General features: G+C 72.4%; 19 protein-coding genes. 14 read left to right on the plus strand and 5 right to left on the minus strand.

Going from position 1 to position 21,133, the window contains the following annotated elements:
* The first annotated feature begins 495 nt into the window (after positions 1–495).
* The 9 genes from JEK78_RS19035 (at position 496) to JEK78_RS19075 (ending at position 11,306) form a co-directional block, all read left to right on the plus strand.
* Positions 496–2,145: a CTP synthase gene (locus JEK78_RS19035; protein ID WP_200261314.1), complete on the plus strand. Its 1,650-nt coding sequence runs from the start codon at positions 496–498 to the stop codon at positions 2,143–2,145.
* Positions 2,146–2,281: 136 nt separating this feature from the next.
* A complete protein-coding gene (locus JEK78_RS19040) occupies positions 2,282–2,908 on the plus strand; it encodes an NUDIX hydrolase (protein WP_200261316.1) in 627 nt (208 codons plus the stop codon).
* A 161-nt stretch (positions 2,909–3,069) separates the two neighbouring features.
* Positions 3,070–5,103 (plus strand): tetratricopeptide repeat protein, encoded by a 2,034-nt coding sequence (locus JEK78_RS19045; RefSeq protein WP_200261318.1) that lies wholly within the window; start codon positions 3,070–3,072, stop codon positions 5,101–5,103.
* A gap of 142 nt (positions 5,104–5,245) precedes the next feature.
* Complete coding sequence (gene ald / locus JEK78_RS19050; protein WP_200264249.1) at positions 5,246–6,361, plus strand: alanine dehydrogenase; 1,116 nt, start codon at positions 5,246–5,248, stop codon at positions 6,359–6,361.
* Positions 6,362–6,896: 535 nt separating this feature from the next.
* Positions 6,897–7,913, plus strand: coding sequence for a ParA family protein (locus tag JEK78_RS19055; protein WP_242483139.1), 1,017 nt, complete (start codon positions 6,897–6,899; stop codon positions 7,911–7,913).
* Complete coding sequence (locus JEK78_RS19060) at positions 7,898–8,479, plus strand: hypothetical protein (protein WP_200261320.1); 582 nt, start codon at positions 7,898–7,900, stop codon at positions 8,477–8,479. The genes JEK78_RS19055 and JEK78_RS19060 overlap by 16 nt, the downstream gene beginning before the upstream one ends.
* Positions 8,480–8,491: 12 nt before the next feature.
* Positions 8,492–9,541 carry a segregation/condensation protein A gene (locus JEK78_RS19065; protein WP_200261322.1) on the plus strand — a complete coding sequence of 350 codons (1,050 nt, stop codon included), beginning with the start codon at positions 8,492–8,494 and terminating at the stop codon, positions 9,539–9,541.
* Positions 9,538–10,218, plus strand: coding sequence for an SMC-Scp complex subunit ScpB (scpB, locus tag JEK78_RS19070; protein ID WP_200261324.1), 681 nt, complete (start codon positions 9,538–9,540; stop codon positions 10,216–10,218). Before JEK78_RS19065 ends, scpB begins: the two co-directional genes overlap by 4 nt.
* A complete protein-coding gene (locus JEK78_RS19075; protein ID WP_200261326.1) occupies positions 10,218–11,306 on the plus strand; it encodes a pseudouridine synthase in 1,089 nt (362 codons plus the stop codon). Before scpB ends, JEK78_RS19075 begins: the two co-directional genes overlap by 1 nt.
* 61 nt (positions 11,307–11,367) lie before the next feature.
* Here JEK78_RS19075 and JEK78_RS19080 read toward each other — a convergent pair whose 3' ends face one another.
* Positions 11,368–11,766 (minus strand): Rieske (2Fe-2S) protein, encoded by a 399-nt coding sequence (locus JEK78_RS19080; RefSeq protein WP_200261327.1) that lies wholly within the window; start codon positions 11,764–11,766, stop codon positions 11,368–11,370.
* A gap of 449 nt (positions 11,767–12,215) precedes the next feature.
* Here JEK78_RS19080 and JEK78_RS19085 point away from each other — a divergent pair, with 449 nt between their 5' ends.
* The 4 genes from JEK78_RS19085 (at position 12,216) to der (ending at position 16,302) form a co-directional block, all read left to right on the plus strand.
* Positions 12,216–13,301: a prephenate dehydrogenase gene (locus JEK78_RS19085; RefSeq protein ID WP_200261329.1), complete on the plus strand. Its 1,086-nt coding sequence runs from the start codon at positions 12,216–12,218 to the stop codon at positions 13,299–13,301.
* Between the two features lie 96 nt (positions 13,302–13,397).
* Entirely contained in the window at positions 13,398–14,093 is a 696-nt protein-coding gene (gene cmk, locus JEK78_RS19090) for a (d)CMP kinase (RefSeq protein WP_200261331.1), read from the plus strand.
* Between the two features lie 65 nt (positions 14,094–14,158).
* Positions 14,159–14,761, plus strand: a complete 603-nt coding sequence (locus JEK78_RS19095; protein ID WP_200264251.1) for a lysophospholipid acyltransferase family protein — start codon at positions 14,159–14,161, stop codon at positions 14,759–14,761.
* A 59-nt stretch (positions 14,762–14,820) separates the two neighbouring features.
* Positions 14,821–16,302 (plus strand): ribosome biogenesis GTPase Der, encoded by a 1,482-nt coding sequence (der, locus tag JEK78_RS19100; protein ID WP_200261333.1) that lies wholly within the window; start codon positions 14,821–14,823, stop codon positions 16,300–16,302.
* Between the two features lie 99 nt (positions 16,303–16,401).
* On the opposite strand, the gene JEK78_RS19105 is transcribed toward der, so the two are convergent.
* Both JEK78_RS19105 and JEK78_RS19110 read right to left on the minus strand, forming a co-directional pair.
* Positions 16,402–16,644 carry a hypothetical protein gene (locus JEK78_RS19105; protein ID WP_200261335.1) on the minus strand — a complete coding sequence of 81 codons (243 nt, stop codon included), beginning with the start codon at positions 16,642–16,644 and terminating at the stop codon, positions 16,402–16,404.
* 91 nt (positions 16,645–16,735) lie between these two features.
* Positions 16,736–17,521: a hypothetical protein gene (locus tag JEK78_RS19110; RefSeq protein ID WP_200261337.1), complete on the minus strand. Its 786-nt coding sequence runs from the start codon at positions 17,519–17,521 to the stop codon at positions 16,736–16,738.
* Between the two features lie 569 nt (positions 17,522–18,090).
* Here JEK78_RS19110 and JEK78_RS19115 point away from each other — a divergent pair.
* Positions 18,091–18,297, plus strand: coding sequence for an I78 family peptidase inhibitor (locus tag JEK78_RS19115; RefSeq protein WP_200261339.1), 207 nt, complete (start codon positions 18,091–18,093; stop codon positions 18,295–18,297).
* Positions 18,298–18,409: 112 nt separating this feature from the next.
* Here JEK78_RS19115 and JEK78_RS19120 read toward each other — a convergent pair whose 3' ends face one another.
* Positions 18,410–19,438 carry a phosphatase PAP2 family protein gene (locus tag JEK78_RS19120; protein WP_200261341.1) on the minus strand — a complete coding sequence of 343 codons (1,029 nt, stop codon included), beginning with the start codon at positions 19,436–19,438 and terminating at the stop codon, positions 18,410–18,412.
* A 284-nt stretch (positions 19,439–19,722) separates the two neighbouring features.
* Complete coding sequence (locus tag JEK78_RS19125; protein WP_200261343.1) at positions 19,723–20,901, minus strand: glycosyltransferase family 39 protein; 1,179 nt, start codon at positions 20,899–20,901, stop codon at positions 19,723–19,725.
* Positions 20,902–21,133 lie beyond the last annotated feature (232 nt).

Genomic DNA, 21,133 nt, shown 5'->3' on the forward strand with positions numbered 1-21,133 from the left:
AGGGGTGTGGTGTGTGCTGTGCCGCGTCGTCGGTCGACCCGGCACAGCGGTCGCTCTGCCGTCCCGCCGAATCCGGCGACACGGAACGACAATTGTCGCTCAGCGAGCCGATGGACTCTCGTCGTTCCGGTGCGTTCGGGCAAGGGGTGGTGCCGTGCGGCCGGTGGGCTCGGCAGTGAGCGTCCGAGCAGGATACGACGCACGTAGATGATCTGTGTGCCGCTCTGGGCAACATCACGCGGCCGAACGAGTGAGCGCTTCCCGAGGAATGATCCGCCCGCCCCCCTCCGTGCCCGCGCGTGCGCGAAGCGTGGCCGGGTCCCACCCCGCTCGGGCGCTGATACGCTGGTAGCCCGTGGACCGGTGGCCCCCCTCCCCACAAGGGGAAGAGCGTACGGGGCGCCCCCGAACCGCAGCGGCGGCACCGCTCCGGACCCCTCCGGCAGGCTGCCCGACCGCACCTCACAACGCGACCACGGGAGCCCCCTCTTGGCCATGCCGCCCACTGCATCGACGACCAAGCACATCTTCGTCACCGGGGGTGTCGCCTCCTCTCTCGGCAAGGGGCTGACCGCCTCCAGCCTCGGCATGCTGCTCAAGGCGCGGGGTCTGCGCGTCGTGATGCAGAAGCTCGACCCCTACCTCAATGTCGACCCTGGCACGATGAACCCGTTCCAGCACGGTGAGGTATTCGTCACGAACGACGGCGCCGAGACCGACCTGGACATCGGCCACTACGAACGGTTCCTCGACCGCGACCTGGACGGCTCGGCCAACGTCACCACGGGCCAGGTGTACTCCACCGTGATCGCCAAGGAGCGGCGGGGAGAATACCTCGGCGACACGGTGCAGGTGATCCCGCACATCACCAACGAGATCAGGCACCGGATCCGCCGGATGGCGACGGACGAGGTGGACGTCGTCATCACCGAGGTCGGCGGCACGGTCGGCGACATCGAGTCGCTGCCGTTCCTGGAGACCGTCCGTCAGGTGCGACACGAGGTCGGACGCGACAACGTCTTCGTGGTGCACATCTCCCTGCTGCCCTACATCGGCCCCTCCGGCGAACTGAAGACCAAGCCCACCCAGCACTCGGTCGCCGCCCTGCGCAACATCGGCATCCAGCCGGACGCCATCGTGCTCCGCTGCGACCGTGAGGTGCCCGCCGCGATCAAGCGCAAGATCTCGCTGATGTGCGACGTCGACGAGGCCGCCGTCGTGGCCTGCCCGGACGCCCGGTCGATCTACGACATCCCCAAGACGGTCCACGGCGAGGGGCTGGACGCCTACGTCGTGCGCAAGCTCGACCTGCCCTTCCGGGACGTCGACTGGACCACCTGGGACGACCTCCTGGACCGGGTCCACCGGCCCGAGCACGAGATCGTCATGGCCCTCGTCGGCAAGTACGTCGACCTGCCCGACGCCTACCTCTCGGTCACCGAGGCGTTGCGCGCGGGCGGCTTCGCCAACCGGGCCCGAGTCAAGATCAAGTGGGTCGCCTCCGACGACTGCAAGACCCCGACGGGGGCCGAGGCACAGCTCGGCGACGTCGACGCGATCTGTGTCCCCGGCGGCTTCGGCGACAGAGGAGTGCAGGGCAAGGTCGGCGCCATCCGGTTCGCGCGGGAGAACCGGGTCCCGTTGCTCGGGCTCTGCCTCGGCCTTCAGTGCGTCGTCATCGAGGCCGCGCGGAACCTGGTCGGCATCCCGGACGCCAACTCCACCGAGTTCGACCCGGCGACCGGCCATCCGGTGATCTCCACGATGGCCGAGCAGTTGGACATCGTCGCCGGCGACGGCGACCTCGGCGGCACCATGCGACTCGGGATGTACCCGGCGAAGCTCGCCGAGGGGTCGATCGTGCGCGAGGTGTACGACGACAAGGAGTACGTCGAGGAGCGCCACCGCCACCGCTACGAGGTGAACAACTCCTACCGCGCGGAGCTGGAGAAGAAGGCCGGACTCGTCTTCTCCGGCACCTCCCCCGACGGCAAGCTGGTCGAGTACCTGGAGTACCCGCGAGAGGTGCACCCCTACCTCGTCGCCACGCAGGCCCACCCCGAGCTCCGCTCCCGCCCGACCCGACCGCACCCGCTGTTCGCCGGGCTGGTGCGCGCGGCGGTGGAGCGGAAGCGGAACCACTGACGCCGACGGGTGACTGTACGGTGGCCGGGGCGCGCGCCCGCGGACGGCGCGCGCCTCGGCCACGGGGGCGCGGCGACGCGAGGGGCGCCGCACCACGCACACACGTCCGCGTACTCGCGGGTGGGGAAGGACGGGCATGACCATCAGGGACACGGCGGAGGAGTGGGAGATCCGGGCGACGGACACCCCCTTCGTCGGAAACAAGACCGCGGTGCGCACCGACGACGTCGTCATGCCGGACGGCAGTGTCGTGACTCGCGACTACCAGGTGCACCCGGGCTCCGTGGCGGTCCTCGCCCTCGACGAGGCCGACCGGATCCTGGTCATCCGCCAGTACCGGCACCCGGTTCGCCGGAGGCTCTGGGAGATCCCGGCCGGCCTGCTCGACGTCCCGGGTGAGAACCCCCTGAACGCGGCGCGGCGGGAGCTCTACGAGGAAGCGCACGTCAGGGCCGCGGATTGGCGGGTGCTCACCGACGTCTACACCACGCCCGGTGGTTGCGACGAGTCGGTGCGGATCTTCCTGGCCCGGGGGCTTTCCGAGGCCGAGGGCGAGCGATTCGAGGTAGAGGACGAGGAGGCGGACATGGAACGCGAGCGGATTCCGTCGCGGGATCTGGTCCGGGGGGTCCTGGCCGGTGAACTCCACAACAACTGCCTGGTCGTGGGGGTGCTGTCGCTGGTCGCCGCCCGACAGGACGGGGGTCTCGACGCGCTGCGTCCCGCGGACGCCCCCTGGCCGGCCCGGCCGTTCGAGGCCTGACCGGCGCGCCCCCTCCGCCATGTGACGATCAGTTGATCCGATCGGGCGATGTACCCGACGCGCTCCCCACGGCCGTCGCCACCGCGTGAACTAGGCTCGGGAAACGCCCGAGCCGGGGTTCCGGCGGGCACCGGTGCGCGGTGGGATCGGGAGTGTGGCCCGTGACGGATCAGGCGGTGGACACGGAGGGCAGGCGGCTGTCGGAGCCGCGGAGCGCGACCCCCGGCTTTCTCGGGCGCACCAGGGAACTCAGGGAACTGCGCGCGGACGTCGAGCGGGCCGGACTCGACACCATCGCCGGCCGCAAGGCTCCCCGCGCCCGGGTCCTGCTCGTCGCCGGTGGTCCGGGATCGGGCCGCACCGCGCTCGCCGAGGAGTTCGCGGCCGGGATCGCGGACCGCTACCCCGACGGCCTGCTGCGGGCACGCCTCCGCGAACCCGACGGCACCCGCGTGCCCGCGGCCGACATCGCCCGCGAGTTCCTTGGCGCGCTCGGCGCCCCGCCCCCGCCGGGCGCCGACGAGGACGACCTCTGCGAGCGGCTCCGCGTCGCGCTGGCGGATCGGCGCGCCCTCCTCCTGCTCGACGACGCCGTGGACGCCGAGCAGGTGGACGCGCTGCTGCCGGACACCCCGGACTGCCTGGCCGTCGTCGTCTCCGGGGGACCGCTCACCGGAATCGTCGACGTCCGCCCCTGCACGTTGGGCGGGCTGGACACCAAGTCCGCCGTCGAACTGCTCTCCCGCCGCATCGGCTCGGTGCGTGTCACCGTCGATCCCCGAGCCGCCGAGCACCTGGCCGAGGAGTGCCGGGGCCGTCCCGCCACGCTGGCCCTGGCCGCCGGCTGGCTGATCGCCCGACCCCAGGCGGGCGTCGCGGACCTCGCCCGACAGCTGCACACGGAATCCGTGGTCGACGACTGCGGCACCCCGCTCTCCCGGGTCCTGCGCCTGCTCCACGACGCGTTGCCGGGCGACGCGGCCCGCATGCTGCGTCTGCTGTCGCTGGCCCCGGCGGGTCTGGTCGATCCGCACACCGCCGCCGCACTCGCCGGAACGTCCGTGGACCGTGCCCGGACCACGCTGGACGGCTTCGTCACCCTCGGCCTGATGCGCTCCCGGGACACCGACCCTCGCGAGTACGAGGTCCCCGGGTGCCTGCGACCGCTGCTGACGGACCTGACCGAGGGGCGCGACCGGCCCGCCGAGCTGAGGCTCGCCAGGGCCCGGATGCTGGAGCGGCAGGTCCGTCTCCTGCAATCCTGTCGCGCAGCCGTGGAACCCGACCGGCCGGCCGCGGACGCGCCGCCCGGCGTGCCGGAAGGGGTGCGCTTCCCCAGTGCCGAGGCCGCGGCGGACTGGCTGCGGGTCCGGCGTCCCGCCCTGCTGGCAGCGGCGCGGCTGGCGGTGGCCGACGGGGGGCTGGACACTCTCGCGCGCAGACTCCTCGCACAACTGGTCCGCGCCTTGGTCGCGCATCTCGGCACCCGGGGAGCGGCGGCCGACCTCTACGGTGTCCACCGACTCGTGCTCGACGTGGCCGAGCGGCGCGATCTGCCCCGCGAAGCGGCGGCGGCCCTGCTGAACCTCGCCGACCTGGATGCCCGGACCGGTCGTACCGAGCAGGCCCTGACCCGCTACCGGGCCGCCCTGGACGCCGGGCGCCGGGCCGGCGACCCCTACGCGACCGGCAGGGCGACCGAGTCCGTCGGCGGGGCGCACCTGGAGCTCGGCGACTGGGACCGCGCCGTCGACTGGTTCGGGCGGGCACTGGCCCAGCGGCTGGCGCGCGACGAGCGCGCCGAGGCCGCGCGCTTGTACGGCCGGATCGCCGCCGCCCACACCTACGCAGGGCGCTACGGCGAGGCCGCGCGCGCCTGGCGGGCCTCGGTCGCGGGCTACCGTCGGGCCGGGGACGCCGCAGGGCACGCCCGTGCCCTGAGCGAGCTCGCCCGGGTGCAGGAGTACGCGGGCCGCCTCGAGGAGTCGCTGCGCACCTGCCGGGAGGCGGTGGAGCGGGCGCGGTGCGCGCGGGACGGGCGACTCCAGGCCGCCCTGCATCTGCGGCTCGCCGACACCCTCGACCGGCTCGGTGATCCCGTCGGCGCCGCGCCGCACCGCGGTCTCGCGGCGCGGATGCTCGAGGAAGATCGACGTAACGCCTGTGAAACCCCTAGTGCATCTGGCCAAGATTAATGCTTTGAAAGGCTAGACACTGCGAACGCCTTCATTAGACTGGCTCTACCGCACCTTCTTCTGCGGTATGCGTCGGTATGCCGAAAACACCAGGGTATGCCGTGTATCCCCCCCGACGTCTGAGCCAAGGACCGTGATCGACGTGAAGGTCGGCATCCCCCGTGAGGTAAAGAACAACGAGTTCCGGGTCGCCATCACCCCGGCCGGAGTCCACGAGCTGGTGCGCCACGGCCACCAGGTCGTCATCGAGAGCGGAGCGGGTGTCGGTTCCTCGATCGCGGACTCCGACTACGTCGCCGCCGGCGCGGAGCCGCTGGGCACGGCCGACGAGGTGTGGGCCGCCGCGGATCTGCTGCTGAAGGTCAAGGAGCCGGTGGCGGAGGAGTACCACCGCCTCCGCAAGGGCCAGATCCTGTTCACCTACCTGCACCTCGCCGCGTCCAGGGCGTGCACGGACGCGCTGCTGGACTCCGGGACGACCGCCTTCGCCTACGAGACCGTCGAACTGCCCAGCCGGGCACTGCCGTTGCTGGCCCCCATGTCCGAGGTCGCCGGTCGGCTCGCACCTCAGGTGGGCGCTTGTCACCTGCTGCGCGCGGCGGGCGGTCGTGGCGTCCTCCCGGGCGGCGTGCCCGGCGTGACCCCGGCCAAGGCCGTGGTCATCGGTGGAGGCGTCTCGGGCTGGAACGCCACGCAGATCGCGGTCGGCATGGGCTTCGAGGTGACGCTGCTCGACCGGGACATCGACAAGCTGCGCGAGGCCGACCGGATCTTCGGAACCAAGGTCAAGGCGATCATGTCCAACGCCTTCGAGTTGGAGAAGGCCGTCACGGAGGCCGACCTGGTGGTCGGCGCGGTGCTCATCCCCGGCGCCAAGGCCCCGAAGCTGGTCACCAACGAGTTGGTCTCCCGGATGAAGTCCGGAAGTGTCCTTGTCGACATCGCGATCGACCAGGGCGGTTGCTTCGAGGACTCGCGGCCGACCACCCACGCCGACCCCACCTTCCGGGTGCACGACTCGGTCTTCTACTGCGTCGCCAACATGCCCGGAGCGGTTCCGAACACCTCGACGAACGCGCTCACCAACGCGACGCTGCCCTACGTGGTGGAGTTGGCGGACCGGGGCTGGGTCGAGGCGGCCCATCGCGACCCGGCACTGGCCAAGGGCCTGCAGACGCACGAGGGCAAGGTCGTCTACCGAGAGGTCGCCGAGGCGCACGGCCTCGACTACGTGGACCCCGCCGTCCTCCTGGGTTGACCACCGCGGCCGTCGGTCCCGTCCCCGCACGTCGGTGGGGGTGCGGCGGGCCGCCCCGACGAACGGTCACCATGTGACGACACGCTTCCCCCGGGAGCGTGCCCGGCCGGACCTCGCACGAGAGGTCCGGCCGTCGCGTGTGCGAGGCTCCACCGTCCCGGGCGTCGGGACCCCGTCGCGCCACGCACCCGACGGCGCGCGGTGCGACGCTCGTACGCCCTTGACAGGCGGGTGCTTCCGTACCGACACATCGGGTCGCGTCCGGTGGATCGTGTTGCTGCGGACGGCCGACACGCCATAGAGTCGCAGACCGTCGGCATGGTGCCAGACCGACCTGTCTCGAAGTTTCCTGGTCCCCAAGGAGGTAGGACGACTTGTGAACGAGTCGACATTTGCTCCCGGGGGTTATCGACCAGGACCAGAAGGGCCCGCCCGGGACCTGACTCCCGGTCGTCGCGGGGCTGTCGGCTCTGTCGCGGTACGGACCTTCGCAGCCCACCAGAGTCCGCAGGACTCCCCGTCAGCACACCAGAGCATGGATGGCCAACACGTGAACGCCATGGCCGGCGACGGAAGTGGCGCGCCCCGCAACCACTTCGCCGATGACGACGAACTGCCCGAGGGGCACTTCTACGACCCCGACGCGGAGTACGAGCCCGACCCCGAGTACGCCGCCACTCTGGCTCCCGACGCGGCCCGGCAGCGCCGCGAGCGGATCGGCCCGACAGGACGTCCGCTCCCGTACTTCCCGATCCCCGGACCGTTGGCCGATCACGGCCCCGCGAAGATCATCGCCATGTGCAACCAGAAGGGCGGCGTCGGCAAGACCACGTCGGCCATCAACCTGGGCGCCGCGCTGGCGGAGTACGGACGCCGGGTGCTGCTCGTGGACTTCGACCCTCAGGGCGCCCTCTCGGTGGGGCTCGGCGTCAACCCGATGGAGCTGGACCTCACCGTCTACAACCTGCTCATGGAGCGGGGAATGGCGGCCGACGAGGTGCTGCTGAAGACCGCCGTCCCCAACATGGACCTGCTGCCCAGCAACATCGACCTGTCCGCCGCCGAGGTCCAACTGGTCAGCGAGGTCGCCCGGGAGTCCTCGCTTCAGCGTGCGCTGAAACCGTTGCTCCCCGACTACGACTACGTCGTGATCGACTGTCAGCCCTCGCTCGGTCTGCTCACGGTGAACGCGCTCACGGCGGCGCACAAGGTGATCGTCCCCCTGGAGTGCGAGTTCTTCGCCCTGCGCGGAGTGGCCCTGCTCACCGAGACGATCGAGAAGGTCCAGGAGCGGCTCAACCCGGAGCTGCGACTCGACGGAATCCTCGCCACGATGTACGACTCCCGGACCGTACACAGTCGCGAGGTGCTGGCCAGGGTCGTCGAGGCGTTCGACGACCACGTCTACCACACCGTCATCGGGCGTACGGTGCGCTTCCCGGAGACCACCGTCGCGGGCGAGCCGATCACCACGTACGCCTCCAACTCCGTCGGCGCCGCCGCCTATCGTCAGCTCGCCAGGGAGGTGCTCGCCCGGTGTCACGCCGAGTGAGTCTGCCGGGAGCCGACGAACTCTTCCGCACGACCGGTGGGTCGGCCCTCCAGCCGTCCACCCCACGACGCGGGCCCGGCGAGGCTCGGGTGCCCGCTCCGGCGGGGGAGAGCGGTGGCGTCGCCGAGGGCGACACCCTCCCCTCCGTGCCCGCGCAGAGCGGCGACCTCGAGCGCGCCGAGCACGCCGCGACGGCGGACGTCGAACCGGCCGAGAGCCGGGAGACGCGAGGCCGCGACACCGAGCGCGCCGGAAGGCGGCGATCCCCCGACGCGGGCGCGCCGGAGGACACCGCCCCCGGCACCGGTGGCGCCCGCAGGCGGGGGCGCGCCGCCGGAAGGCGGCCCAGCGGTCGCGAGCGCCACGACGAGAAGATCACCGTATACGTCTCCGCCGAGGAGCTCATGGACTTGGAGCATGCCCGGCTGGTCCTTCGGGGTGAGCACGGCCTCGCCGTCGATCGCGGCCGGATCGTCCGCGAGGCGGTCGCGGTGGTCCTCGCGGATCTGGAGACCCGAGGCGACGCCAGCATCCTCGTACGCCGTCTCCGAGGCCGTCAGCGATAGCCTTCGGGGGTCATGACCTCGCACGACGCTGTCCATCCCGGCTCGCCTCGGCGCCCCTCGCGCGGTGGAGAGGGGGCCGAGCCCTTGTCGCCCGCCCCGACGACGCCCACGTCCGAGCCCTTGGGCGTCCGTCCGACGCCAGAGGCGAGCGGCGCCCCGCACCGGACGCCCGTCCCGCCGTCGGGAGCGGACCGGCCCGAGCCCGGTACCTCGGACCTCGCCGACACCGGAGAGTCGCCGCCGCGGTCCGGCGAGGGGCGCTTCACGGTCCGGCTGGCCAACTTCGAGGGGCCCTTCGACCTGTTGCTGCACCTCATCGCCCGGCACCGGCTCGACGTCACCGAGGTGGCGCTGTCCCGCGTCACCGACGAGTTCATCGCGTACATCCGCGCTCACGGACCGGACTGGGACCTGGACGAGACGACCGAGTTCCTGGTGGTGGCCGCGACCCTGCTCGATCTGAAGGCCGCCCGGTTGCTGCCGGCCGCGGAGGTCGAGGACGAGGAGGACCTCGCCCTGCTGGAGGCCCGCGACCTGCTGTTCGCGCGGCTGCTGCAGTATCGCGCCTACAAGCGGATCGCGGAGATCCTCGGCGGGCGCCTCGACGCGGAGACCCTGCGCCACCCCCGCACCGTGGGACTCGAACCCCACCACGCGGCACTCCTGCCGGAGGTCGTCATCGGCCTCGGTCCGGAGGGCCTCGCCCGGCTCGCCGCGCGGGCCTCGCGACCGAGGCCGGAGCCGCGGGTGCTCGTGGAGCACGTCCACGCTCCCCTCGTCGGGGTACGCGAGCAGGCCGCCGTACTGGTCGCCCGGCTCAGGGACGCGGGAGAGGCGCTCTTCGGCGACCTGGTCGCGGACGCGGGGGACGCGCCGACCGTCGTCGCCCGCTTTCTCGCGCTGCTGGAGCTGTACAGGGAAAGGGCCGTGGCCTTGGAGCAGGAGTCCCCGCTCGGCGACCTGCGGGTGCGCTGGACCGGCGGCACCACCGACCCGATTCCCCTGGTCGTCGACCAGGCCGACGACCGGCCCGAGCCGCCGGAGAGGGAGACCGGAGCATGAGTGGCGAGTCGGTGGCCGACACCGCGACGATCCCCTCGGGCATCGCGGACCTCGCGCTGAGGCCCGCCTTGGAGGCGGTGCTCATGGTGGTGGACGAACCGGTGACCGAGCGGACGCTCGCCGCGGTCCTGGGGCGTTCCGTCGAACGGATCGGGGACGCCCTGCGGGCGCTTGCCGACGACTACACGTCCCAGGGGCGGGGCTTCGAGCTGAGGCACGTCGCCGGCGGATGGCGCTTCTCCACGCGTGCGGAGTACTCCGCCGCCGTCGAGCGGTTCGTCCTCGACGGTCGGCGGGCCCGCCTCACCCAGGCCGCTTTGGAGACGCTGGCCGTGGTGGCCTATCGTCAGCCGGTCAGCCGCGGCGCGGTCGCCGCGGTGCGAGGGGTGAACTGCGACGGTGTGATGCGGACCCTCCTGCAACGGGGTCTCGTCCGGGAGGCGGGCACGGAAGCCGGCACAGGTGCGATCCTGTACGGGACGACGAATCACTTCCTGGAGCGGATGGGCCTGCGCGACCTGGACGAGCTTCCGGAGCTCGCGCCCTTCCTCCCCGAGGCCGAGGCGGTCGAGGCGGAGGCCGGGGAGGCCGGGTCGCCCTTCGACCCGGACGCCCTCGACCAGGACGACGGAGCCGGGGTCACCACCCCGACAACAACGACGACGACGGAAATCTGATGCGAAGCAGCGGTAGCGGCAGCGGCAGGAGCGGTCGGCGCGGTGACCACCGCGGTACCGGCGACAGCAGGGACCAGAAGCGGGGCGACCAGGGTCGGCCGAGCAAGCCCAGGCCGGAGGAGCGCCGCTACGATGTCGGCCCCGGGGCCTCCAAAGACGGCCCCAAGTCCGGTCGTGGCGCGGCGGCCCGGGGCGCCTCCGCCCGCGGCGGCGCCAAGGGCGGCCCCAAGCAGCCCGGACAGCGTGGCGCCCGTACGTCCCCGGCCCGGTCCCGCGAGTACGACGCGCGCGCCGAGGAACGCAACCGCGAGCGCTACGCGGGTCGGAAGGAGGTCCGGACCCCTCGGACCTTCCCCGGCGCCGAGCAGGAAGGCGAGCGTCTCCAGAAGGTGTTGGCCAGGGCGGGCTACGGGTCCCGGAGGGCCTGTGAGGACCTGATCGAGCAGGCTCGTGTCGAGGTGAACGGCGCCATCGTCACCGAGCAGGGCAAGCGGGTCGATCCGGAGCGCGACGAGGTCAAGGTCGACGGCCTGACCGTGGCCACGCAGTCGTACCAGTTCTTCTCGCTGAACAAGCCCGCCGGCGTCGTCTCCACCATGGAGGACCCCGAGGGGCGGCAGTGTCTGGGCGACTACGTCACCAACCGGGAGACGCGCCTCTTCCACGTCGGCCGACTCGACACCGAGACCGAGGGCGTCATCCTGCTCACCAATCACGGGGAGCTGGCCCACCGACTCACCCACCCGAAGTACGGGGTCGAGAAGACCTACCTCGCCCACATCGTGGGCCCGATCCCCCGGGACCTCGGCAAGCGGCTGAAGGACGGCGTCCGGCTGGACGACGGATACGCGCGCGCCGACCACTTCCGGGTCGTGGAGCAGACCGGCAAGAACTACCTCGTCGAGGTCACGCTGCACGAGGGGCGCAAGCACATCGTGCGCCGGATGCTCGCCGAAGCCGGTTTCCCCGTGGACAGGCTGGTGCGGACGGCCTTCGGCCCGATCACGCTCGGCGACCAGAAGTCCGGGTGGCTGCGCCGCCTCTCCAACACCGAGGTCGGCACGTTGATGCGGGAGGTCGACCTGTAGAACCCGGCCCGCCCGGCCCTCCCGCCCGTCGCCGGGGCCGGCACGGAGGGTCGAGGAGCGGTCAGGCCAGATGCACGGAGTCGCCCTCCACCGTGACGGGGGCCGAGGGCAGGGGGCGCGTGGCCGGGCCGCGCTCCACCGAGCCATCGTCCACGCGGAACCGGCTGTCGTGGCACGCGCAGTTGATCGTGCCGCCGGAGACATCCGTGACCAGGCAGTTCTGGTGGGTGCAGAGTGCGGAGAAGGCTCGGAAGTCCCCTTCCTCCGGCTGGGTCACGACCACCCTGTCATCGGGGAACACGACGCCACCGCCGACCGGGATGTCCTCGGTGCGCGCGAGCGGCCGGGAGAGGTCGGGGGCCGAGGCGGACGTCTCCGTCTCCGCCGCGCCGCAGCCCGCGGTGACCGCCGCCGCGCCGGTCGCGAGCAGAATGGTGCGGCGCGTCGCGTGGTGGGGCATGTGCCACTCCTGAGGGAAGAGGGAACCGGGGAGCCGATGTCCGGCATCCTGGCACTTCGCCGACGCCCGAGGAAGCGAAACGGGCGAAGAATCACGAAAGGGACCAAGTCGCCCCGGGTCGGGACCCGCGCGGTGGGGTCGTCGTCCGGCGGCGGGTGGCTCTGGCTACCCTGGACCCGGCGAGACCGGGGCGCAGAGCAGCGAGGAGCGACACCGTGACGGTGCGAGCGGCGCGGGGGACCCATCCCTCGGGTGACCGCGTGGCCCGGACGACGTCTCGGAGGCGAAGCGCGGGCCCTCGGCGTGCCGTGTCCCCTCGTCCCCGGAGACGGCCGGCGGGCTTGAGGCTCTCCCGAGCGCCGTCGGCCCGCCTCTGCCCACCGTCGACGACGGGACATCCGCCACGTCTTCCTCGGCGTCGCCGAGGCCCTGAGCAAGGACATCGCCCAATGAGAACCGCACTGGTCGTCGGCACCGGCCTCATCGGCACCTCCGCCGCCCTGGCCCTGGCGGGGCGGGGCGTCACGGTCCACCTCAGCGACCCGGACCCGGGACAGGCCCGCACCGCCGCCGCCCTGGGCGCCGGCACGGAGGACCCCCCCGAGGGACCGGTCGACCTCGCGATCGTGGCCGCCCCTCCCGCGCACGTCGCCGACGTGCTCGCCGACGCCCTGCGGCGGGGACTCGCCCGCGGCTACGTGGACGTCGCCAGCGTCAAGGGCGGCCCGCGTCGCGACCTGCTCGCCCGCGGGATCGACCTCGGCGCCTACCTCGGCACCCATCCCATGTCCGGCCGGGAGAAGTCCGGCCCGCTCGCCGCCACGGCCGATCTCTTCGAAGGTCGCCCGTGGGTGCTGACGCCGACCCGGGACACCGACACCGAGGTCCTGAACCTGGCGCTGGAACTCGTCTCCCACTGTCGTGCCGTGCCCGTCGTCATGGACGCGGAAGCCCACGACCGGGCCGTCGCCCTCGTCTCCCACATGCCGCACCTCGTCTCCAGCACGGTCGCCGCGCGACTGGAGCACGCCGACGAGGCCGCCGTCAGGTTGTGCGGGCAGGGGATGCGCGACGTGACCCGGATCGCCGCCTCCGACCCTCGGATGTGGATCGACATCCTGTCCGCGAACCCGGGTCCGGTGGCCGACCTGCTGACCGATGTCGCCGCCGATCTGGAGGAGACCGTACGCGCCCTGCGCGCGCTGGAGTCCGCGGACGACGAAGCCCGGAGCAGGGGCGTGGCCGGAGTGGAGGGCCTGCTGCGGCGCGGCAACGCCGGGCAGGTCAGGGTGCCCGGCAAACACGGCAGCGCCCCTCGGGTCTACGAGACCGTCGCCGTGCTCATCGACGACCAGCCGGGGCAGCTCGCGCGGATCTTCGCGGACGCCGATCGGGCCGCCGTCAACGTCGAGGACGTGCGGATCGAGCACGCGACGGGCCGACAGGCCGGTCTGGTGCAGCTGATGGTCGAGCCGAAGGCCGCGCCCGTGCTCAGGGAGGCCCTTCGGGAGCGGGGTTGGGCGCTTCGCGGCTGACCGCCGGTCCGCCCGCGGCCGACGAGCCAGTAACCTGGTGCGGGGCGCCTCGGTGCCCGCACCTCACTCACCCCAGCGCACATGGAAGGTGGCCCCGTGGAGATTGGCGCCGCCCGGACCGGCCCGGCAGTGATCGTCGCCATCGACGGACCCTCCGGCACCGGAAAGTCGAGCACGTCGAAGGCCGTGGCCGCCCGGCTGGGACTGAGCTATCTCGACACCGGTGCCCAGTACCGGGCGATAACGTGGTGGATGGTCTCCAACGGCGTCGACACCGACGACCCCGCCGCCGTCGCCGGGGCGGCCGACAAGCCCGAGATCGTCTCCGGTACCGAACCGTCCAGCCCCACGATCAGCGTGGACGGGGTCGACGTGTCGGGGCCGATCCGCACCGAGGAGGTCACCTCCCGGGTCAGCGCCGTCAGCGCGGTGCCCGAGATCCGTGCCCGGGTCACCGGGCTCCAGCGGTCCATCGCCGCCTCGGCCCGGGGCGGCATCGTGGTCGAGGGCCGTGACATCGGTACCACCGTGCTGCCCGACGCCGATCTCAAGGTCTTCCTCACGGCCTCGCCGGAGGCGCGTGCGGCGCGCCGCAGCGGAGAGCTGCCGGGAGCCGACGTCCGCGCCACGCGTGAGGCGCTGATCAGGCGGGACACGGCCGACTCCAGCCGACCCACCTCGCCGCTCGCCAGGGCGGACGACGCGATCGAGGTGGACACCACCGAGCTGGCCCTGGACCAGGTCGTCGCCCGCGTCGTCGACCTGGTCGAGGAGAGGCGAGCCCGGAAGTGAGCCCCGAGCTGAGCCTTCCCTCCGCGCGCGGCGCCGAAGTCGGGCGACGGATCGGCGTCGGCCTCATGTACGGCCTCTGGAACCCGCGTGTGCTCGGTGCGTGGAAGGTCCCGGCGAGCGGTCCCGTGATCTTCGCGGTCAACCATTCCCACAACATCGACGGCCCGATGGTGATGGGGGTGGCGCCTCGGCCGACTCACTTCCTGATCAAGAAGGAGGCGTTCGTCGGCCCGCTCGGTGGCTTCCTGACCGGTATCGGGCAGCTTCAGGTCGACCGGGAGACCGTCGATCGCGGCGCGGTCACCCGGGCGCTCGGGGTGCTCGCCGCCGGGGGCGCGCTCGGCATCTTCCCCGAGGGAACCCGAGGGGAAGGCGACTTCGCCGCGCTCCGCGGCGGGTTGGCGTACTTCGCCGTCCGGAGCGGCGCGCCGATCGTCCCCGTGGCCGTCCTGGGCAGCACCGAACGCCGCGGCCGGCTGATCGGGTCCCTGCCGCCGCTGCGTTCCCGTGTCGACGTCGTCTTCGGCGCTCCCTTCTGGGCGGGTGACGGAAGCGGTCGCCGCACCCGCCGGGTCCTGGACGAGGCGACCGAGCGCGTGCGCGGGCGGCTCGCCGCCCACCTGGAGGACGCCGGGCGGCTCACCGGCCGCCGGGCCACACACGAGTAGTGGATCACCCAGCGAAGCGGTGAACCACCGATCACCACGATGAACGAGGTACGGACTTCATGAACGACGACATCCACTCCGGCGGTTCGGGCGACGAGCACGAGCACGGGGCGCTTGGCGACGCCGAGTACGCGGAGTTCATGGAGCTCGCCGCGGAGGAGGGCTTCGACCCTGAGGAGATCGAAGGGGCGATCGACGCGGCGGGACACGGTCCACTGCCGGTGCTCGCGGTCGTCGGTCGGCCGAACGTCGGCAAGTCGACCCTGGTGAACCGGATCATCGGGCGCCGGGAGGCCGTCGTCGAGGACCGTCCGGGCGTCACTCGGGACCGGGTGACCTACGAGGCGGAGTGGGCCGGTCGGCGCTTCAAACTGGTCGACACCGGCGGGTGGGAGCAGGATGTCCTGGGCATCGACGCGTCCGTGGCCGCGCAGGCCGAGTACGCGATCGAGGCGGCCGACGCGGTCGTCTTCGTGGTCGACGCCAAGGTCGGCGCCACCGACACCGACGAGGCGGTGGTGCGGCTGCTCCGCAAGGCCGGCAAGCCGGTCGTGCTGTGTGCCAACAAGGTCGACGGCCCCAGCGGCGAGGCCGACGCGACGTACCTGTGGTCGCTCGGCCTGGGCGAGCCGTATCCGGTCTCGGCGCTGCACGGTCGCGGCACGGGCGACATGCTCGACCAGGTCCTGGCCGTGCTGCCCGAGGCCCCCCGCGCGACCTTCGGGGCCGGCGTCGGCGGAGGGCCTCGGCGGATCGCGCTGATCGGGCGCCCCAACGTCGGCAAGTCCTCCCTGCTGAACAAGGTCGCCGGGGAGGAACGGGTCGTCGTCGACGAACTCGCCGGCACCACCCGGGACCCTGTCGACGAACTGATCGAGCTGGCCGGGATCACCTGGAAGTTCGTGGACACCGCGGGCATCCGCAAGCGCGTCCACCTCCAGCAGGGCGCCGACTACTACGCCTCGCTGCGCACCGCCGCCGCCGTGGAGAAGGCCGAGGTCGCCGTCGTACTCATCGACGCGGCCGAGTCGATCTCGGTACAGGATCAACGGATCATCACGCTGGCCGTGGAGGCGGGACGCGCCCTGGTGATCGCCTACAACAAGTGGGACACCCTGGACGAGGAGCGCCGCTATTACCTGGAGCGGGAGATCGAGACCGAACTCGGTCAGGTCGCCTGGGCTCCCCGGGTGAACGTCTCCGCGCTCACCGGCCGCCACATGGAGAAACTGGTACCGGCGATCGAGACCGCCTTGGCGGGATGGGAGACGCGCGTGCCGACCGGACGGCTCAACGCGTTCCTCGGCGAACTGGTCTCCGCCCACCCGCACCCGGTGCGGGGAGGCAAGCAGCCCCGCATTCTCTTCGGCACCCAGGCGGGCACTCGCCCCCCGCGGTTCGTGCTCTTCGCGTCGGGATTCATCGAGGCGGGCTACCGGCGTTTCGTCGAGCGCAGGCTCCGGGAGGAGTTCGGCTTCGCGGGCACGCCGATCCACATCTCCGTGCGGGTCAGGGAGAAGCGCGGCACGAAGCGGAAGTAGTGGTCGGGCCCCGTGGCGCCGCCGGGGCCCGACGGAGTACCGGAGGGAGGAGGCCGCGACGGCTCCGACGCCCGCGGTCCTGAGCGTCCGCCCGCCTCCTCAGGCTCCCCTGCGAGGTCCGGGCGGCAACCCCGCGGGGACGTGCAGCATGTCCCGGCGCGCGCCGTACGGGTCCATCGTCGTGGGGGAGATGCTCCGGAACGCGGTGAACCCCAACTGCTCCTCGCCGCTCCGATCGCCGGGCAGCGAGCGGAACGACTTGACGTACTCGGCGTAGAGCGCGTCGTAGATCGGCGTGGCCGACGGACCGTTCTGGCGGTGGAAGGCGTCGTATGCGTGCACGTATGTCAAACGACACCGCCCGGGAAGGGATGCGGCCGGGCCTTGCCACGCCCGGCCGCGAGGTCGCCGCGGGTCGCGGCGACGGGCCGGCTCACGTCCCGGCGAGCGGAAGCGTCGCCTCGACCAGCCGCCCACCGGCCGCCGCCTTGTCCAGGGCCTCCCTCAGCAGGTCCTCCCGGGGCTGACGGCCGATCGTCCCGACCGACGCGGCGTACAGCAGAACCTGCTGGTGCTTGTTGGCCGCGGTGCGCCACCCTTCGGTGACCTGGAGCGGCTCGTGCGCCTGCCACCAGGCCACCGGCCGTCCGTCGCTCTGGCCGGGTTGCAGCACCGCGTGCAGCTTCCCCATGGCGAGCAGCACGGACCAGCCGTGCAGCACCCGCGGCGGGGCGGAGAGGTCGCCGGCCGGCGCGAAACCGTGTTCCATCAGCAGCGACAGGAACTCGTCCCCCGCCCCCGCGGGGGCGCCGGGGCGGGCGATGGGGGCCGTCGGCTCCACGACCAGGGCCGGGTGCAACTCCCCGGAGATCTGGACGAGCCCGCTCGTGACGCCCAGGACGGCCTGCTCGGTCCGGTCGGCCTCGGGGGCGGGCGCGGCGGTCTCGGAGCCGATGGAGCGCACGGCGCCCCGCAGTTGCTCCTCCGTCACCCTGACCACCTGCGAGGGCAGGCAGCCGGCGTGGGCGAAGGCGAGGACGGCCGTCTCGTCCCCGATGAACAGGACGGTGCTGGTGCGCTCCTGGCCGGAGTCGCCGGGGGTGCGGCACGAGGTGCAGTCGTAGCTCCCCGGGGCGGACTCTCCGGCGAGCAGGCGGCGGGCTTCTTCGTCGCCGATCTCGGCGCGTACCTCGTCGCTGACGTCGAGCATGCGCGGCACGGGTGGCTCCCTGGTCTGCGGTGCGTGGCGAGGCCGGGTGGAGCCCGGCCTGCGCTCCGGGGCGGTCCCCCGGTCTTCGAAGGGACAACGGACGACCCGGGGCGGGAGTCACGCCCCGCGGGCGACGAAGTCGTAGGACCGAACCATCCCGGACCGCGGCGACGCGGGTGCCGACGCCTTGGTCAAGTAAGCCCGGAAGAATGGTGGTTGGGCTGCCGGTGATCCTTCCCCGGAGCCCGGGGCGGGCCGGAATTCCCGTTCCCGACGAAGGCGCGCCGCAGGGTTCCGCATGTCGACGGACGCACCGTTCTCCCCTCGGCCGGGGGGCGCGTCCTTCTTCCCGGGCGAATGTTTCGAGGCGGTTCGAGGACGGCGGGAAACGAGGGCCGGCGAGCCGGACGAACCCTTGGAATTTCCTGGGGCGGGGCGAGCGGAAGTGCTCGTCCGAGTGGGTGTGCGCGACCGAAATCGCGCGCCGCTTTCTGTGACAGAAGTGTGACGAGCACCGGTTTCGCGACGCTCCCCGGGCAGGCCTTCCGCGCCGCCGGGACAGGGCATAGCGTGACCCCATGGCAACTGAGGCGACGGAACCCGAGGACAGTCCGGACGCGTACGTGGGCCTCCCCTCGGACGAGGCGGAGGGGCGTGCCCGGGAGCGCGGTTGGTCGACGGTGCGGTCGCTGCCACCGGGAGCGATCATCACCTTGGAGTACCGCGTCGGGCGCTTGAATTTCGAGGTGGAGGCGGGGCGGGTGACGCGCGCCTGGAAGGGCTGAGCGGCGCCGTCCGGGCGCCGGATCGCTCCGGTGGACCCACGTCGACGCCCGGACGACCGGGGGTGCGGGTCGACGGCTCCCTCCCGACCGACGAGCGGCTCCGCGCGGCGGGTCAGCCCCGGGTGCCCGGCCGGCCGGCCCCGGCTGGATCCCGTGGATGGCGCTCGGGGTGCGTCGGGCGGTGGACGCCGCCGCTCGCGCGCTCCGGGCGGCCCGCGTGGGCCGTGTGAGGTGCCTGGCCGCGATGGACGGCACCGGTCGCGACGCGGGTCCGCCCCGTCGGAGGGGCGGGTTCGCGGGTCGGGCGCTCCCGCGTGGCGGCCCCCCCAGGGGCCGCCAGGATGCCCGGGGCCCCGACGACGCGGGGCGGCGCCGGGCGGTCCAACGGGGCGAGGAGGCGGTCGCGCAGGGCCAGGATCCGGGTCTCGGAGCGGGCGATCAGCGGCTCGAACCACGGCAGGGCCAGCAGGATGAGCAGCCCCGCCGCCCACCCCAGGAGGACGTCGCTCAACCAGTGCGTGCCGATGTAGACGGTGGAGAGGCCGACGCCGAGCGACACCACGGCGGACAGCGCCGACAACCAACGCCGCGCCCGGGGCGTGGAAGCCAGATAGGCCAGGATCCCCCAGGTCACGACGGCGTTCGCGGTGTGACCGCTCGGAAATATATCGCCGCCCCGCCACATCTCGTTCGAGCCGATCTCGGTGGCGTAATGGGGTCCCAGCCGTCCCATGCCGAGTTTCGCCGCGCCCACCGTGACGTTGAGCAGGAGCAGCGCCACCGCCAGTGCGAGCAGTGGTCGGATCGTGTGCTGACGCCAGGAGCGCCACCCCAGCCAGGCGGTCACCATCACCGCGGTCGGGCCGCGCTGCCCGAGGACCACGTAGTAGTCGACGAAGGCGTGGACCTCGGGCCACTGCTGGTAGGGGCGGAAGAACATGACCTGCCAGTCGAGCCGGACCAGCCGAGACGTGACCAGCACGGCCCACACGATGGCGGCGTAGAAGGTCAGGGCGCCGGCGAACAACGCGATCCGGTGCCGGCTCATCGTCGGCACGTCGAGGAGGACCGGCCGTTCCGGCTCGCGGTCCAGTCTCGCGAACACCCGATCCAGCCGGGTGGGCTTTCGTTCGGTACGCACCCGATCGACGTTACAGCGAGTGAGGACCCGTCTCCGCCGAATCAGCCGCTTTGTGATGGCGATGTGATGTGGTGTTCCTCTCGGGTTTCGGAAATTCCCCGGGACTCGAAAAGCGGCAGTTCGGATTCTCTGAATTCTTCAGATCATTCCGGATGGCTGTTTTATCAAAGATTCTTCATTTGTTCGGCGCGCGTCGCGGAACGGTCGCGAACGACCCCGAGTCCGCCTCGACCCCGAGTCCGCCTCGACCCGGATTGCTCCGACGCCCCGGAATCCCGGTGCCGTCAGGGAGGGCCCGAACCGTTCAGCCAGAACGCTCCGTACAGCGCGGAGACGACCGCGGACAACGCCACGACGGTCGTCGCCGCGCGCCGGCCTCGTCTCGCCAGCGCCAACGCCGGCGGCAGCAGGAGAGGGAAGGCCGGCAACAGCAGGCGGGGCTTGGAGCCGAAGTAGCCGGAGGCGCACAGGGCAAGCCCCACCACCGCCCCCGTGTAGACCACCAGGGCGATCGGCTGCCGTTGCCGCAGACACGCGGCGTAGAGCCACAGGACCAGCAGAACGCCGACGACGAGCGCCAGGCCCGCGGCGGCGGTCGGGGCCGAGGCGAGCTTCCCCGCGACGAAACGCGCGAACGCGTACCCGCCGTCGAACCCGTTCCCCCAGCCGTGCTGGACGTCCAGGTAGCCGAGCGGGCCGGTGCCGGTGTGCCGCCCCACCCACAGGACGTAGCCCAGGGAACCCAGCGGTGCGAGCGCCAGGCCCGTCAGGCGGTGGGCCCACGCGGCGCGTTCGGTGGCGTCCCGACCTCGCGGGAAGGCCACCAGGGCCCCCGCCCACACGGCCGCCACCACCGCGACCCCCACCGGGCGGGTCAGCCCCGCGAGGGAGGCGAGCGCCCCGGCCACGATCCAGCGCCCGGTCGACACGGCGTGGAGCGACCACGCGGCCAGCGCGGTGAACAGCGACTCGCTGTAGGCCATGGACTGCACCACACCCACCGGCAGAACCGCCCACAGCAGCACGGCGTACAGACCGACGCGATCTCCGTACAGCCGCTCCGCGACGGCGTAGATCCCCCAGGCGGCGGCGAACGACGCGGCGACCGAGACCACGAAGCCCACCTCGCCGTGCGACAGCGGGGAGACGGCGGCACCCAGCCGCTCCAGCCAGGGAAGCAGCGGGAAGAAGGCGAGATCGGAGTGGACACCCCCGTCGGGTGTCCGCACCTCGTGTCCGTAGCCGGACTCGGCGATCCGCGCGTACCAGATCGCGTCCCAGCGGGCCGTGAGCAGCGTCCGGGCACTCGTGTCGCGCGCGGCGCTCCACAGGGCGAGGACCGCCAGGCCGAGGGTCCGGACCGCCGCGAAGCCGAGCAACGCGGGCGCGGCTCGGCGGACGGCGGAGGGGCGGTGGGTGGACGGGCGTGCGGGGGTCACGCGGGGGGAGTCGATATCGGGCACGGGGCAGACTATCCGCCGGCCGGGGGCCCGTGAGGCCGGGTCATCTCCACTGGTGCCGGGGGGCCTCGTGGCGTACGCCACATCCTTCCGCCGGGGTGGGTGAGAGGTCCGACACGCGGGTGCCGAGGGGACTCGCGTACGCTGACGAGCCACTCGCGTTGCGCCGCGCGCCCCGGAAACCTCCGCTCGGTTCCGGGTGAGCCGCGGGGAGTCCCCGCCCCCGCACGGCCCC

It is taken from the genome of Streptomyces sp. HSG2 (assembly GCF_016598575.1).
Taxonomy (GTDB): Bacteria; Actinomycetota; Actinomycetes; order Streptomycetales; family Streptomycetaceae; genus Streptomyces.

Excerpts from the sequence above, each read along its gene's own strand:
- scpB (WP_200261324.1), top strand. The coding sequence starts at position 9,538 with ATGAGTGGCGAGTCGGTGGCCGACACCGCGACGATCCCCTCGGGCATC.
- JEK78_RS19115 (WP_200261339.1), top strand. The coding sequence starts at position 18,091 with ATGGCAACTGAGGCGACGGAACCCGAGGACAGTCCGGACGCGTACGTG.
- JEK78_RS19065 (WP_200261322.1), top strand. The coding sequence starts at position 8,492 with ATGACCTCGCACGACGCTGTCCATCCCGGCTCGCCTCGGCGCCCCTCG.
- JEK78_RS19040 (WP_200261316.1), top strand. The coding sequence starts at position 2,282 with ATGACCATCAGGGACACGGCGGAGGAGTGGGAGATCCGGGCGACGGAC.
- JEK78_RS19075 (WP_200261326.1), top strand. The coding sequence starts at position 10,218 with ATGCGAAGCAGCGGTAGCGGCAGCGGCAGGAGCGGTCGGCGCGGTGAC.
- der (WP_200261333.1), top strand. The coding sequence starts at position 14,821 with ATGAACGACGACATCCACTCCGGCGGTTCGGGCGACGAGCACGAGCAC.
- JEK78_RS19095 (WP_200264251.1), top strand. The coding sequence starts at position 14,159 with ATGTACGGCCTCTGGAACCCGCGTGTGCTCGGTGCGTGGAAGGTCCCG.
- JEK78_RS19080 (WP_200261327.1), bottom strand. The coding sequence starts at position 11,766 with ATGCCCCACCACGCGACGCGCCGCACCATTCTGCTCGCGACCGGCGCG.
- JEK78_RS19035 (WP_200261314.1), top strand. The coding sequence starts at position 496 with ATGCCGCCCACTGCATCGACGACCAAGCACATCTTCGTCACCGGGGGT.
- JEK78_RS19085 (WP_200261329.1), top strand. The coding sequence starts at position 12,216 with ATGAGAACCGCACTGGTCGTCGGCACCGGCCTCATCGGCACCTCCGCC.
- JEK78_RS19055 (WP_242483139.1), top strand. The coding sequence starts at position 6,897 with ATGGATGGCCAACACGTGAACGCCATGGCCGGCGACGGAAGTGGCGCG.